At 33.0% G+C, this 15,009-nt stretch carries 15 protein-coding genes and 2 pseudogenes; 16 read left to right on the top strand and 1 reads right to left on the bottom strand.

Annotated features, from left to right (window positions below; genetic code table 11):
* From sbnI to HMPREF2658_RS14965, 13 genes and pseudogenes are all read left to right on the top strand, one after another.
* Window positions 1–765: a bifunctional transcriptional regulator/O-phospho-L-serine synthase SbnI gene (gene sbnI / locus HMPREF2658_RS13585; protein ID WP_001015549.1), complete on the top strand. Its 765-nt coding sequence runs from the start codon at window positions 1–3 to the stop codon at window positions 763–765.
* Between the two features lie 195 nt (window positions 766–960).
* On the top strand, window positions 961–1,389 hold the full coding sequence (locus tag HMPREF2658_RS13575; RefSeq protein WP_001056926.1) for a hypothetical protein: 429 nt from the start codon (window positions 961–963) through the stop codon (window positions 1,387–1,389).
* Window positions 1,390–1,425: 36 nt separating this feature from the next.
* Window positions 1,426–2,064 (top strand): MFS transporter, encoded by a 639-nt coding sequence (locus HMPREF2658_RS13570; RefSeq protein ID WP_001245896.1) that lies wholly within the window; start codon window positions 1,426–1,428, stop codon window positions 2,062–2,064.
* A 211-nt stretch (window positions 2,065–2,275) separates the two neighbouring features.
* On the top strand, window positions 2,276–3,052 hold the full coding sequence (locus HMPREF2658_RS13565) for a (S)-acetoin forming diacetyl reductase (protein ID WP_000183768.1): 777 nt from the start codon (window positions 2,276–2,278) through the stop codon (window positions 3,050–3,052).
* 143 nt (window positions 3,053–3,195) lie between these two features.
* Window positions 3,196–3,317 (top strand): annotated as a pseudogene (locus HMPREF2658_RS13560) (hypothetical protein).
* A 69-nt stretch (window positions 3,318–3,386) separates the two neighbouring features.
* A complete protein-coding gene (locus tag HMPREF2658_RS13555) occupies window positions 3,387–4,367 on the top strand; it encodes an NAD-dependent epimerase/dehydratase family protein (RefSeq protein ID WP_001796610.1) in 981 nt (326 codons plus the stop codon).
* Window positions 4,330–5,022: a sugar transferase gene (locus HMPREF2658_RS13550; protein ID WP_000736095.1), complete on the top strand. Its 693-nt coding sequence runs from the start codon at window positions 4,330–4,332 to the stop codon at window positions 5,020–5,022. The genes HMPREF2658_RS13555 and HMPREF2658_RS13550 overlap by 38 nt, the downstream gene beginning before the upstream one ends.
* 220 nt (window positions 5,023–5,242) lie before the next feature.
* A complete protein-coding gene (locus HMPREF2658_RS13545) occupies window positions 5,243–6,409 on the top strand; it encodes a glycosyltransferase family 4 protein (protein ID WP_070854478.1) in 1,167 nt (388 codons plus the stop codon).
* Window positions 6,390–7,628, top strand: coding sequence for an O-antigen ligase family protein (locus HMPREF2658_RS13540; protein ID WP_000431245.1), 1,239 nt, complete (start codon window positions 6,390–6,392; stop codon window positions 7,626–7,628). Before HMPREF2658_RS13545 ends, HMPREF2658_RS13540 begins: the two co-directional genes overlap by 20 nt.
* The gene (locus HMPREF2658_RS13535; RefSeq protein WP_000834108.1) at window positions 7,618–9,048 is read left to right on the top strand and encodes an oligosaccharide flippase family protein; all 1,431 of its coding nucleotides are present in this window, start codon (window positions 7,618–7,620) and stop codon (window positions 9,046–9,048) included. The genes HMPREF2658_RS13540 and HMPREF2658_RS13535 overlap by 11 nt, the downstream gene beginning before the upstream one ends.
* Before the next feature lie 267 nt (window positions 9,049–9,315).
* Window positions 9,316–9,915, top strand: coding sequence for a superoxide dismutase (locus HMPREF2658_RS13530; RefSeq protein ID WP_000874681.1), 600 nt, complete (start codon window positions 9,316–9,318; stop codon window positions 9,913–9,915).
* Window positions 9,916–10,283: 368 nt separating this feature from the next.
* A pseudogene (locus tag HMPREF2658_RS13525) lies at window positions 10,284–10,885 on the top strand (hypothetical protein).
* Window positions 10,776–11,009: an LPXTG cell wall anchor domain-containing protein gene (locus tag HMPREF2658_RS14965; RefSeq protein ID WP_306169543.1), complete on the top strand. Its 234-nt coding sequence runs from the start codon at window positions 10,776–10,778 to the stop codon at window positions 11,007–11,009. Before HMPREF2658_RS13525 ends, HMPREF2658_RS14965 begins: the two are co-directional and overlap by 110 nt.
* A 190-nt stretch (window positions 11,010–11,199) precedes the next feature.
* On the opposite strand, the gene HMPREF2658_RS13520 is transcribed toward HMPREF2658_RS14965, so the two are convergent.
* Window positions 11,200–11,955 carry a GntR family transcriptional regulator gene (locus HMPREF2658_RS13520; RefSeq protein ID WP_083320060.1) on the bottom strand — a complete coding sequence of 252 codons (756 nt, stop codon included), beginning with the start codon at window positions 11,953–11,955 and terminating at the stop codon, window positions 11,200–11,202.
* Between the two features lie 235 nt (window positions 11,956–12,190).
* On the opposite strand from HMPREF2658_RS13520, the gene deoD reads away from it, so the two are divergent.
* The 3 genes from deoD to deoC all read left to right on the top strand — a co-directional run bounded on the left by deoD (window position 12,191) and on the right by deoC (window position 15,000).
* Window positions 12,191–12,898, top strand: coding sequence for a purine-nucleoside phosphorylase (gene deoD / locus HMPREF2658_RS13510; protein ID WP_000843292.1), 708 nt, complete (start codon window positions 12,191–12,193; stop codon window positions 12,896–12,898).
* Between the two features lie 6 nt (window positions 12,899–12,904).
* Window positions 12,905–14,257: a tetracycline efflux MFS transporter Tet(38) gene (gene tet(38) / locus HMPREF2658_RS13505; protein ID WP_054194495.1), complete on the top strand. Its 1,353-nt coding sequence runs from the start codon at window positions 12,905–12,907 to the stop codon at window positions 14,255–14,257.
* An 80-nt stretch (window positions 14,258–14,337) separates the two neighbouring features.
* Window positions 14,338–15,000 (top strand): deoxyribose-phosphate aldolase, encoded by a 663-nt coding sequence (deoC, locus tag HMPREF2658_RS13500; RefSeq protein WP_070854473.1) that lies wholly within the window; start codon window positions 14,338–14,340, stop codon window positions 14,998–15,000.
* Window positions 15,001–15,009 lie beyond the last annotated feature (9 nt).

The raw sequence follows: 15,009 nt of genomic DNA, 5'->3' as shown, positions 1-15,009 counted from the left end.
TTGAATCATATTCATGAACATTTAAAATTGGTACCAGTAGATAAGATTGATCTTCACGAAACATTCGAACCTTTAAGATTGGAAAAGACGAAAAGTAGTATTGAAGCAGATGATTTTATACGTCATCCTATTTTAGTGACAGCGATGCAACATGGTAGATATATGGTTATAGATGGTGTGCATCGGTATACAAGTTTGAAGGCGTTAGGATGTAAGAAAGTTCCAGTGCAAGAAATCCATGAAACACAATATTCAATTAGTACATGGCAACATAAAGTTCCATTTGGTGTGTGGTGGGAAACGTTACAACAAGAACATCGCTTGCCATGGACTACTGAGACAAGACAAGAAGCGCCATTTATTACGATGTGTCATGGTGATACAGAACAATATTTGTATACAAAAGATTTAGGCGAAGCACATTTTCAAGTATGGGAAAAGGTTGTCGCAAGTTATAGTGGTTGTTGTTCTGTAGAGAGAATTGCACAAGGTACATATCCTTGTCTTTCTCAACAAGATGTACTCATGAAGTATCAGCCATTGAGTTATAAGGAAATTGAAGCGGTTGTTCATAAAGGGGAAACTGTGCCAGCAGGTGTGACACGCTTTAATATTTCAGGACGATGTCTTAATCTTCAAGTACCGCTGGCATTACTTAAACAAGATGATGATGTTGAACAACTGCGCAATTGGAAGCAGTTTTTAGCAGATAAGTTTGCCAATATGAGATGCTATACTGAAAAAGTATACTTGGTGGAGCAATAGTTTTACTGTGATGTTGAGGGAAATATGATGATTTAGCGTATTGATAGCGAAAATATAATAAAACAATATAGTGTGGAGAACTTTTGATATTTTATAAATATTGAAGTTCTCCATTTTTGTATTTTGCATATAAAAATTAAATAAAATAAGGTATATTAAGGTAAAGTATAAATATTAAATAAATGGGGAATAATCATGAACATGAATTTAATTATAGGAAAAATCGCTATTTGGATAGGCATCGTAGTTCAAATATGTTATAGCGTCGTTATTGTTAGTATAACAACCTTCATCCTTTTTATAAATGCTAAAGGAGCAAGCCCGGAAATAGCTGTTTTAATAGCATTAGTAATCATTCTTATCTTAACTTTACCACCTATCCTAACCGCGATTAACTTAGAGAATAAAATGGAAGTAAAAGGTACGCTTTTTATTGTTTATGCGATTGTGGCATTTTGTATGTTTAATTACCTTTCATCAATTTTATGGGTGGTTTGCGGCATTTTTCTTATTTGGACTAAATATTCAAAAGATGGGTCAACAGGTAAGAATGAAAATAAAAAAGTTGATATTGAAAGTACAGAGAATCAATTTGAATCTAAAGATAAAACCACTAAAGAATAAAGAGAATATTTGTGGTAACTTATAAATTTTAAATAAATGAGGAATAGACATGGAAAAAATGTAGAAAAATCAATTATAAAGATAGATTTGTATTTTCAAATAGCTTATATAGTACTCATGGCTATAACTTTATGTGGGTTTGTAATTTGCTATGGATTAATTTTCGGCCTTTTCTATTTATTATCAGGTAGCACAGCTGATTATTTAATAGTAACAATAGTTATATCGGCAATAATTTCTATATTTGTAATTATACTTTCAATCGTACCTGTCATCGTATTGGCATCTGACTTATTTAAAGAAAGGATTTCAAAAGGTGTCATATTAATTGTATTGGCTATTATCGCTTTAGTATTATGCAACTTTGTATCTGCAATACTCTGGTTTGTTTCAGCCATATCTATTTTAGGTAGAAAAAAATTAGTATCTACAGCAGATACTACCACTATTCAAAAAAGTAAAGGGAACGCAAATCAAGCATCACATAAAGACGCGTGTAAAAAGGAACTTGATAGTCAAGACATGATGGAACATCCTGAGTTTAAAAATCCCACGACTAAAAACCTTGAAGGATTAAACGAAGAAATACATAAAGATGAAGCTACAACTAAAGTTGACAGTGATAACACGGATCCGCCGATTGAATCAAAAGACCATGTCTCGAAAAAAGATTGATGACAAACTAATCGAGAGACTTAAAAAAATAATATTCAACATAAGCACTTTTAAAACGACATTTAAACGCATTGCCAATAACTAATGGTAGTGCGTTTAACTATACCTTAAATATCTGAATATTTTGTTAAATAGAGTTACCTTTGTTGTACTATTCAAATGAAGAGGAGTAAAATGTAATTAAAGGAAAGTAATTTGAGGAGTGATCTTTATGACAAACAACAAAGTAGCATTAGTAACTGGCGGAGCACAAGGGATTGGTTTTAAAATTGCAGAACGTTTAGTGGAAGATGGTTTCAAAGTAGCAGTTGTTGATTTCAATGAAGAAGGGGCAAAAGCAGCTGCACTTAAATTATCAAGTGATGGTACAAAAGCTATTGCTATCAAAGCAGATGTATCAAACCGTGATGATGTATTTAATGCAGTAAGACAAACTGCCGCGCAATTTGGCGATTTCCATGTCATAGTTAACAATGCCGGCCTTGGACCAACAACACCAATAGATACAATTACTGAAGAACAGTTTAAAACAGTATATGGCGTGAACGTTGCAGGTGTGCTATGGGGTATTCAAGCCGCACATGAACAATTTAAAAAATTCAATCATGGCGGTAAAATTATCAATGCAACATCTCAAGCAGGCGTTGAGGGTAACCCAGGTTTGTCTTTATATTGCAGTACAAAATTCGCAGTGCGAGGTTTAACACAAGTAGCCGCACAAGATTTAGCGTCTGAAGGTATTACTGTGAATGCCTTTGCACCTGGTATCGTTCAAACACCAATGATGGAAAGTATCGCAGTGGCAACAGCCGAAGAAGCGGGTAAACCTGAAGCATGGGGTTGGGAACAATTTACAAGTCAGATTGCTTTGGGCAGAGTTTCACAACCCGAAGATGTTTCAAATGTAGTGAGCTTCTTAGCTGGTAAAGACTCTGATTACATTACTGGACAAACAATTATTGTAGATGGTGGTATGAGATTCCGTTAATAATCATCCACTAATGATAAATAAATCCTTATTGTTAAGTTTAATCACTTAGCGGTAAGGATTTTTTAGTGCACTTAGAAGGGATTGTATTGATAGAAAATTAATAACCGAAGTTCCTAAGTGAGTTATGATGTCACAGTCTAATGCATCAGTTGAAAGCGATACTAAATTCCACCCAGCATAGTTACGCTAAAACATCATAAAACACCACTATCTAATTTATCTGCATAAAAATTCACAAAGTTATCTCATTTTATTTTTATAAATAAAAAATATCGATAAAAAGCTTACAATACTTTATGTTTTTGTGATATATTTTTAATGTATAAATGAGATGAAAGATTTGGAAAAAGTTTTGATAACTGGTGGGGCAGGATTTATAGGGTCTCATTTAGTAGATTTTTTGAGCCAAGACTATGATGTTTATGTGCTGGATAATTATAGAACAGGAAAGCGTGAAAATATTAAAAATTTAGCTGATGATCATGTGTTTGAACTAGATATTCGTGAGTATGATGCGGTTGAGCAAATCATGAAAAAGTATCAGTTTGAATATATCATTCATTTAGCAGCATTAGTAAGTGTTGCTGAGTCGGTTGAGAAGCCTATTTTATCTCAAGAAATTAATGTTGTAGCAACATTAAGATTGTTAGAAACCATTAAAAAATATAACAGTCATATAAAACGATTCATCTTTGCATCATCTGCAGCCGTTTATGGTGATTTACCTGATTTACCTAAAAGTGATCAATCATTAATTCTACCATTATCACCATATGCAATAGATAAATATTACGGCGAACGTACGACATTAAATTATTGCTCGCTATATAACATTCCAACAGCTGTTGTTAAATTCTTTAATGTATTTGGGCCAAGGCAAGATCCTAAGTCTCAATATTCAGGTGTGATTTCAAAAATGTTCGATTCATTTGAACATAACAAGCCTTTTACATTTTTTGGCGATGGTCTGCAAACGAGAGACTTTGTTTATGTTTATGATGTTGTTCAATCTGTGCGTTTAATTATGGAGCATAAAGATGCGGTTGGACATGGTTATAACATTGGTACGGGTACATTTACGAATTTGCTAGAGGTTTATCGCATTATTGGTGAATTATATGGAAAATCAGTCGAGCATGATTTTAAAGAAGCAAGAAAGGGAGATATTAAGCATTCTTATGCAGATATTTCTAATTTAAAAGCATTAGGATTTGTTCCTAAATATACTGTAGAAACAGGCTTAAAGGATTACTTTAATTTTGAGGTAGATAATATTGAAGAAGTTACAGCGAAAGAAGTGGAAATGTCGTGAAAATGATATTGAAGCTGTCCATAATAATAAGGATTACGCCTATCAAAGAAAATTAGTCGCACTAGAAGAAGTAAAAAAGGGCTATTTTCCAATCAAACGTGCGATTGATTTAATTTTAAGCATTGTTTTATTATTTTTAACTTTACCGATTATGGTTATATTCGCAATCGCTATCGTCATAGATTCGCCAGGAAACCCTATTTATAGTCAGGTTAGAGTTGGGAAGATGGGTAAATTAATTAAAATATACAAATTACGTTCGATGTGTAAAAACGCAGAGAAAAACGGTGCGCAATGGGCTGATAAAGATGATGATCGTATAACAAATGTCGGGAAGTTTATTCGTAAAACACGCATTGATGAATTACCACAACTAATTAATGTTGTTAAAGGGGAAATGAGTTTTATTGGACCACGCCCGGAACGTCCGGAATTTGTAGAATTATTTAGTTCGGAAGTGATAGGTTTCGAGCAAAGATGTCTTGTTACACCAGGATTAACAGGTCTTGCACAAATTCAAGGTGGATATGACTTAACACCACAACAAAAATTAAAATATGACATGAAATATATACATAAAGGTAGTTTAATGATGGAACTATATATATCAATTAGAACATTGATGGTAGTGATTACAGGGGAGGGCTCAAGGTAGTCTTAGTTTGTATAGAAAAATCAAATACAAGATGCATTTTCAAAATTGTGGCTGGTTGTCACAGTGGAACATGTAGTCCCTTGAAATGATCTCAAATTGTATAAAGCAATGGTTATTCTGACGTGAACTTATAAAGTGATAATGCATAGTTAGTTTGTTCATCACCAGAGGTATCTACGTTAAGAAATTGAAAGAAGCGTCTTAAAGGGGTTTGTAACAGTTGAAAATTATATATTGTATTACTAAAGCAGATAATGGTGGTGCACAAACACACCTCATTCAACTCGCCAACCATTTTTGCGTACACCATGATGTTTATGTCATTGTAGGCAATCATGGACCAATGATTGAACAACTAGATGCAAGAGTTAATGTAATTATTATCGAACATTTAGTAGGTCCAATTGACTTTAAACAAGATATTTTAGCTGTCAAAGTGTTAGCACAGTTATTCTCGAAAATTAAACCTGATGTTATCCATTTACATTCTTCCAAAGCTGGAACGGTCGGACGAATTTCGAAGTTCATTTCGAAATCGAAAGACACGCGTGTAGTTTTTACTGCGCATGGATGGGCTTTTACAGAGGGGGTTAAACCAGCTAAAAAATTTCTATATCTAGTTATCGAAAAATTAATGTCACGTATTACAGATAGCATTATTTGTGTTTCAGATTTCGATAAACAGTTAGCGTTAAAATATCGATTTAATCGATTGAAATTAACCACAATACATAATGGTATTGCAGATGTTCCAGCTGTTAAGCAAACGCTAAAAAGCCAATCACATAATAATATTGGCGAAGTAGTTGGAATGTTGACTAATAAACAAGATTTACAGATTAATGACTCGACAAAACACCAATTTGTTATGATTGCAAGATTTGCTTATCCAAAATTGCCACAAAATCTAATCGCGCCAATAGAGATATTGAAATTACATAACAGTAATCATGCGCATTTTACATTTATAGGCGATGGACCTACATTAAATGATTGTCAGCAACAAGTTGTACAAGCTGGGTTAGAAAATGATGTCACATTTTTGGGCAATGTCATTAATGCGAGTCATTTATTATCACAATACGATACGTTTATTTTAATAAGTAAGCATGAAGGTTTGCCAATTAGCATTATCGAAGCGATGGCTACAGGGTTGCCTGTCATCGCTAGTCATGTTGGTGGCATTTCGGAATTAGTAACTGATAATGGTATATGTATGATGAACAACCAACCCGAAACTATTGCCAAAGTCCTGGAAAAATATTTAATAGACAGTGATTACATCAAAATGAGTAACCAATCTAGAAAACGTTATTTAGAATGTTTTACAGAGGAGAAAATGATTAAAGAAGTGGAAGACGTTTATAATGGAAAATCAACACAATAGTAAATATCTAACATTGTTACTTATCGGTTTAGCGGTTTTTATTCAGCAATCTTCGGTTATTGCTGGAGTGAATGTATCTATAGCTGACTTTATTACATTGCTAATATTAGTTTATTTACTGTTTTTTGCTAACCATTTATTAAAGGCAAATCATTTTTTACAGTTTTTCATTATTTTGTATACATACCGTATGATTATTACGTTGTGTTTACTATTTTTTGATGATTTGATATTTATTACGGTTAAGGAAGTACTTGCATCTACAGTTAAATATGCATTTGTAGTCATTTATTTCTATTTAGGGACGATCATCTTTAAGTTAGGTAATAGCAAAAAAGTGATCGTTACCTCTTATATTATAAGCAGTGTGACTATAGGTTTATTTTGTATTATAGCTGGTTTGAACAAGTCCCCTTTACTAATGAAATTGTTATACTTTGATGAAATACGTTCAAAAGGATTAATGAACGACCCTAACTATTTCGCGATGACACAGATTATTACATTGGTACTTGCTTACAAGTATATCCATAATTACATATTCAAGGTCCTTGCATGTGGTATTTTGCTATGGTCATTAACTACAACCGGATCTAAGACTGCGTTTATCATATTAATCGTCTTAGCCATTTATTTCTTTATTAAAAAGTTATTTAGCAGAAATGCGGTAAGTGTTGTGAGTATGTTAGTGATTATGCTGATATTACTTTGTTTTACCTTTTATAATATCAACTACTATTTATTCCAATTAAGCGACCTTGATGCCTTACCGTCATTAGATCGAATGGCATCTATTTTTGAAGAGGGATTTGCATCATTAAATGATAGTGGATCTGAGCGAAGTGTTGTATGGATAAATGCCATTTCAGTAATTAAATATACATTAGGTTTTGGTGTTGGATTAGTGGATTATGTACATATTGGCTCGCAAATTAATGGTATTTTACTTGTTGCTCATAATACATATTTGCAAATTTTTGCGGAATGGGGCATTTTATTCGGTGCATTATTTATCATATTTATGCTTTATTTACTGTTTGAATTATTTAGATTTAACATTTCTGGAAAAAATGTAACAGCAATTGTTGTAATGTTGACGATGCTGATTTACTTTTTAACCGTATCATTCAATAACTCAAGATATGTCGCTTTTATTTTAGGAATTATCGTCTTTATTGTTCAATATGAAAAGATGGAAAGGGATCGTAATGAAGAGTGATTCACTAAAAGAAAATATTATTTATCAAGGGCTATACCAATTGATTAGAACGATGACACCACTGATTACAATACCCATTATTTCACGTGCATTTGGTCCCAGTGGTGTGGGTATTGTTTCATTTTCTTTCAATATCGTGCAATACTTTTTGATGATTGCAAGTGTTGGTGTTCAGTTATATTTTAATAGAGTTATCGCCAAGTCCGTTAACGACAAACGGCAATTGTCTCAGCAGTTTTGGGATATCTTTGTTAGTAAATTATTATTGTCGCTAACAGTTTTTGCGATGTATATCGCTGTGATTACAATATTTATAGATGATTACTATCTTATTTTCCTACTACAAGGTATCTATATTATAGGTGCAGCACTCGATATTTCATGGTTTTATGCTGGAACTGAAAAGTTTAAAATACCTAGCCTTAGTAATATTGTTGCGTCTGTTATTGTCTTAAGTGTCGTTGTTATCTTTGTCAAAGATCAATCAGATTTATCATTGTATGTATTTACTATTGCTATTGTGACGGTGTTGAATCAACTGCCCTTATTTATTTACTTGAAAAGATATATTACCTTCGTTTCGGTGAACTGGAGACAAGTTTGGTATATATTTCATTCATCATTAGCTTATTTATTACCCAATGGTCAACTCAACTTATACACTAGTATTTCATGCGTTGTACTTGGTTTAGTAGGTACGTACCAACAAGTTGGTATCTTTTCTAACGCATTTAATATTTTAACGGTCGCAATCATAATGATTAATACATTTGATCTTGTAATGATTCCGCGTATTACTAAAATGTCTATCCAGCAATCACATAGTTTAACTAAGACGTTAGCAGATAATATGAACATTCAATTGATATTAACAATACCTATGGTCTTCGGTTTGATTGCAATTATGCCATCATTTTATTTATGGTTCTTTGGTGAGGAATTCGCATCAACTGTCCCATTGATGACCATTTTAGCGATACTTGTATTAATCATTCCTTTAAATATGTTGATAAGCAGGCAATATTTATTAATAGTGAATAAAATAAGATTATATAATGCGTCAATCACTATTGGTGCGGTAATGAATTTAGTATTATGTCTTGTTTTGATATATTTTTATGGAATTTACGGTGCTGCTATTGCGCGTTTAATTACAGAATTTTTCTTGCTCATTTGGCGATTTATTGATATTACTAAAATCAATGTGAAGTTGAATATTGTAAGTACGATTCAATGTGTCATTGCTGCCGTTATGATGTTTATTGTGCTTGGTGTGGTCAATCATTATTTGCCTCCTACAATGTACGCTACGCTGCTATTAATTGCTATTGGTATAGTAGTTTATCTTTTATTAATGATGACTATGAAAAATCAATACGTAAGGCAAATATTGAGGCATCTTCGACATAAAACAATTTAATTATCGGTAACGCTATACTTTAGAAATTTAAGATTAAGAAGAAAAGGCAATTTCTTATTGAAAAATGGAAGTTGTCTTTTTTAATTCTCTTTAAAAGCGGGAAACAAAAGCAGTTAAATGCCTTTTTGCATTCAATATTAAATATTATATCAATTTCGAATATTTAAATTTTATATAATTGGATATAACAAATAAATAATAATTATTGCAAAACACACCCGAAATTAATTATTATAAAAGTATATTCATAAAAGGAGGAATATACTTATGGCATTTAAATTACCAAATTTACCATATGCATATGATGCATTGGAACCATATATAGATCAAAGAACAATGGAGTTTCATCACGACAAACATCACAATACGTACGTGACGAAATTAAACGCAACAGTTGAAGGAACAGAGTTGGAGCATCAATCACTAGCGGATATGATTGCTAACCTAGACAAGGTACCGGAAGCGATGAGGATGTCAGTCCGTAATAATGGCGGTGGTCATTTTAACCATTCATTATTCTGGGAAATACTATCACCTAATTCTGAAGAAAAAGGTGGCGTAATAGACGACATTAAAGCGCAGTGGGGCACTTTAGATGAATTTAAAAATGAATTTGCAAATAAAGCAACAACGTTATTTGGATCAGGTTGGACTTGGTTAGTTGTTAATGATGGAAAATTGGAAATTGTGACAACGCCAAACCAAGATAATCCATTAACAGAAGGCAAAACGCCAATCTTACTATTTGATGTTTGGGAGCATGCCTACTATCTGAAATATCAAAATAAACGTCCAGACTATATGACTGCATTTTGGAATATTGTTAACTGGAAAAAAGTTGATGAATTATACCAAGCAGCAAAATAATATAACTTAATATAATTGAGGTGGAGCATCTACAAGGTGTTTCACCTTTTTTGTGCTTAATATCTTTACTTATTCGTTTTTATGTAATGGGATAGCACGTAAAAGTGGCAAAATAATAAGATAAATTTCAACTCGAAATACCTTATTGTTGTTGACTATAACGATGACCTAAATGTTATATACGTCAGACAACACTATTAATTAATCAACATATTGACATTAAATAAATTGACAAAATAAGTAATTATTGCGAACCTAAAGTGAAATTTTTATAAAAAATTGTAATGATTCAAAAATTTTGTTGCATTTCTTTTGTAATCATATGATAATTTAAATGTAATCAAATTGTAATATAAGGGGAAAAGACAATGAAAAAATTAGCAACAGTAGGTTCTTTAATTGTAACAAGCACTTTAGTATTCTCAAGTATGCCTTTTCAAAATGCGCATGCCGACACAACTTCAATGAATGTGTCGAATAAACAAAGCCAAAATGTACAAAATCATCGCCCTTATGGCGGAGTAGTACCACAAGGAATGACGCAAGCACAATATACTGAATTAGAGAAAGCTTTACCCCAATTAAGCGCTGGCAGTAATATGCAAGACTATAATATGAAATTGTATGATGCGACGCAAAATATTGCTGATAAATACAATGTGATAATTACAACTAATGTAGGGGTATTTAAACCACATGCTGTTAGAGATATGAATGGTCATGCATTACCTTTAACAAAAGATGGCAATTTTTATCAAACGAATGTAGATGCAAATGGTGTTAATCATGGTGGTAGTCAAATGGTGCAAAATAAAACAGGTCATATGAGTCAACAAGACCATATGAATCAGAACACACACATGAACCAACAGCCACACATGCAACAAGGTCATATGCAATCATCAAACCATCAAATGATGAGTCCAAAAGCAAATATGCATCCATCAAATCATCAAATGAACCAAAGTAACAAAAAAGTTTTACCAGCTGCTGGTGAAAGTATGACATCAAGTATTCTTACTGCAAGTGTTGCCACACTACTATTAGTATCTGGGTTATTCTTAGCATTTAGACGACGTTCAACAAATAAATAAACATAATACGATTAATAATAGAAAAATCGTGTGATTATCTGAGCGAGCCTAGGACATAAATCAATGTCCTAGGCTCGCTAATGTTATATTGGCAGTAGTTGACTGAATGAAATTGCGCTTGTAACAAGCTTTTCCATTTCTTGCCCACTTCCTAAATAGTCATCACAAAATTTCTTATATTTCAATAATTTTAATAATCCGATTGTCTTATACGTGTCAGTGTTAATTCAGATATTTCCTGTGGAATATACCACTTATTAATCATAATCGGATAGGGCGTTTGTGCGTACAATGTTTCAATAATCAGCCAACAATGTGTATCACCATCAAACACGTGACTATGATTTTTGAAGTGGGGCGCTTTGGTAATAGACATTTTTAAATCTGATTGATATGCATTGCTATAAATCGTTTGCTCAACGAACGTCTTCATGTCGTCTTCGTTTTGTGTATTCACTTTAAATGTGTCAATGACATTTAACGGTATAAAGGTAAAACAAAATGCATCAGCTTGCTTAGAATGATTTTCCTTTTTTTGATAATAGCGTTCCATTGCAATGACGGCAGAAGGATGGTTTGCAAACAAATGATTTGTATATTCACTTTCTAAATCAACACGATAATTAATTGATGACATAGATACGCGAGCTAGCAATATTTGATCAAGTGGATGCTTAAATTGATCCATACTTGAAGCGTGTTGGGCATTTGTTTGTGGAATAACAAAGTGTCCCTTCCCTCTTGTACTCTCTACGATGCCATCTTCGGCTAACAATTTTATAGCTTGGCGCAAAGTCATACGACTGACATCAAAGCGCGCACAAAGTTCCTTTTCAGTAGGTAATGCATGGCCACTCGGATATTTTCCTATTTGAATTTCTTTATATAACGTATTATAAATCGTTAAAAATTTTGGTTGTGTTTGCGTCACGTAGACAACCTCCATAAAGTTACTTAATCAATCTCATCATACAATAATTTTTACTCGAATTGGAAAAATTATAAAAATTAAACATAGAAACAACTTGAACATTGGTTTTATGCAAGATCAGTAGAGATAACTGTAAAATGTTCTTAATATTGTCAAAATGTAATGCTTGAAAGCGCTTTTAAAAAATATTATTATATACATGGTTAGACAAATAGACAAATCACTATACAAATATTGGGAGGAATATTTTATGAAATCAACACCACACATTAAACCAATGAATGACGTCGAAATTGCAGAAACGGTTCTATTGCCAGGAGATCCGTTAAGAGCTAAGTTCATTGCAGAAACATATTTGGACGATGTGGAACAGTTCAATACAGTGCGAAATATGTTTGGTTTTACCGGAACATATAAAGGTAAAAAAGTTTCTGTCATGGGTTCAGGAATGGGTATGCCATCTATTGGCATTTACTCTTATGAATTAATTCATACATTTGGTTGTAAAAAATTAATTCGCGTTGGTTCTTGTGGCGCGATGCAAGAAAATATTGATTTATATGATGTGATTATTGCACAAGGTGCCTCTACTGATTCAAATTACGTTCAACAATATCAATTACCAGGTCATTTTGCGCCAATTGCTTCTTATCAGTTATTAGAAAAAGCAGTTGAAACAGCACGTGACAAAGGTGTACGTCATCATGTAGGTAATGTGTTATCAAGTGATATTTTCTATAACGCGGATACAACAGCGAGTGAACGTTGGATGCGTATGGGTATTTTAGGTGTAGAAATGGAATCAGCTGCATTATACATGAATGCAATTTACGCTGGTGTCGAAGCATTAGGTGTGTTCACAGTGAGCGATCATTTAATTCATGAAACGTCAACAACACCTGAGGAAAGGGAACGTGCATTTACAGATATGATTGAAATTGCACTGTCATTGGTGTAGATGATTATGAATGTTGAATATTCTAAAATAAAGAAAGCAGTACCTATTTTATTATTCTTATTTGTATTCAGTTTGGTTATAGACAACTCATTTAAATTGATTTCTGTAGCCATTGCTGATGACTTAAACATTTCTGTAACGACAGTAAGTTGGCAAGCGACATTAGCCGGTTTAGTAATTGGTATTGGCGCTGTAGTATACGCTTCATTATCTGATGCCATTAGTATACGCACACTATTTATTTATGGCGTGATATTAATCATTATCGGATCAATTATTGGTTACATTTTCCAACATCAATTCGCATTACTTTTAGTTGGACGTATTATTCAAACTGCAGGTTTAGCTGCTGCAGAGACATTATATGTGATATATGTTGCAAAGTATCTTTCTAAAGAGGACCAGAAGACTTACCTTGGCTTAAGTACGAGCAGTTATTCCTTGTCATTAGTTATCGGTATATTATCAGGTGGATTTATTTCTACGTATTTACACTGGACAAATATGTTTTTAATTGCATTAATCGTAGTATTTACGTTGCCATTCCTATTTAAATTATTACCAAAAGAAAATAATACAAATAAAGCTCATTTAGATTTTGTTGGCTTAATTCTAGTGGCAACTATCGCTACAACAGTCATGCTGTTTATTACGAACTTTAATTGGTTATATATGATTGGTGCCTTAATTGCGATTATCGTTTTTGCGCTATATATTAAAAATGCGCAACGTCCATTAGTAAACAAATCATTTTTCCAAAATAAACGTTATGCTTCATTTTTATTTATAGTATTTGTAATGTATGCCATCCAATTGGGTTATATTTTTACGTTCCCATTCATAATGGAACAAATTTATCATCTTCAACTAGACACAACATCATTGTTATTAGTACCGGGTTATATTGTAGCAGTCATCGTTGGTGCACTAAGTGGTAAAATCGGCGAATATCTTAATTCAAAACAAGCGATTATCACAGCAATTATTTTAATCGCACTGAGCTTGATTTTACCTGCATTTGCAGTAGGTAATCACATTTCAATCTTCGTCATTTCTATGATATTCTTTGCAGGTAGCTTTGCTTTAATGTATGCACCTTTACTTAACGAAGCCATTAAAACAATAGATCTTAATATGACAGGTGTGGCTATTGGTTTTTATAATTTAATTATTAATGTGGCGGTATCTGTAGGTATTGCGATTGCTGCGGCTTTAATCGATTTTAAAGCATTAAATTTCCCAGGCAATGATGCATTAAGTTCACATTTCGGTATTATTTTAATTATTTTAGGTTTAATGAGTATTGTCGGATTAGTTTTATTCGTCATCTTAAATCGTTGGACACAATCTGAAAAATAAATAGATATAAATTCGCGAGATATATTCGTATTTATAGTAAAATTAAATAAAGAGATTATATAACACGAGGAGTAGTAAGTATGAAATTTGAGAAATATATAGATCACACTTTATTGAAGCCTGAGTCAACACGTACGCAAATCGATCAAATCATCGATGAAGCGAAAGCATACAATTTTAAATCTGTATGTGTGAATCCAACGCATGTTAAATATGCAGCAGAGCGACTAGCTGATTCAGAGGTGCTCGTTTGTACGGTAATAGGATTCCCATTAGGAGCGTCGACAACGGCAACGAAAGCATTTGAAACAGAAGATGCGATTCAAAATGGTGCAGATGAAATTGACATGGTCATCAACATCGGCGCATTAAAAGATGGGCGTTTTGATGATGTACAACAAGACATTGAAGCAGTCGTTAAAGCTGCGAAAGGTCACACAGTAAAAGTGATTATTGAGACGGTATTGTTGGACCATGACGAAATCGTAAAAGCCAGTGAATTAACAAAAGCGGCTGGTGCGGACTTCGTTAAAACTTCAACAGGTTTTGCAGGTGGCGGTGCGACTGCAGAAGTCGTTAAATTAATGAAAGATACAGTAGGTGCTGATGTAGAAGTAAAAGCATCAGGTGGCGTACGCAATTTAGAAGATTTCAATAAAATGGTTGAAGCAGGTGCGACACGTATTGGTGCGAGCGCAGGTGTTCAAATTATGCAAGGTTTAGAAGCAGATTCAGATTACTAATATATATAA

Source organism: Staphylococcus sp. HMSC062H10 (assembly GCF_001836945.1).
Lineage (GTDB): Bacteria > Bacillota > Bacilli > Staphylococcales > Staphylococcaceae > Staphylococcus > Staphylococcus aureus.
Note: the sequence above shows the minus strand (reverse complement) of the source record. Positions and strands in the feature narration are given on the sequence as shown.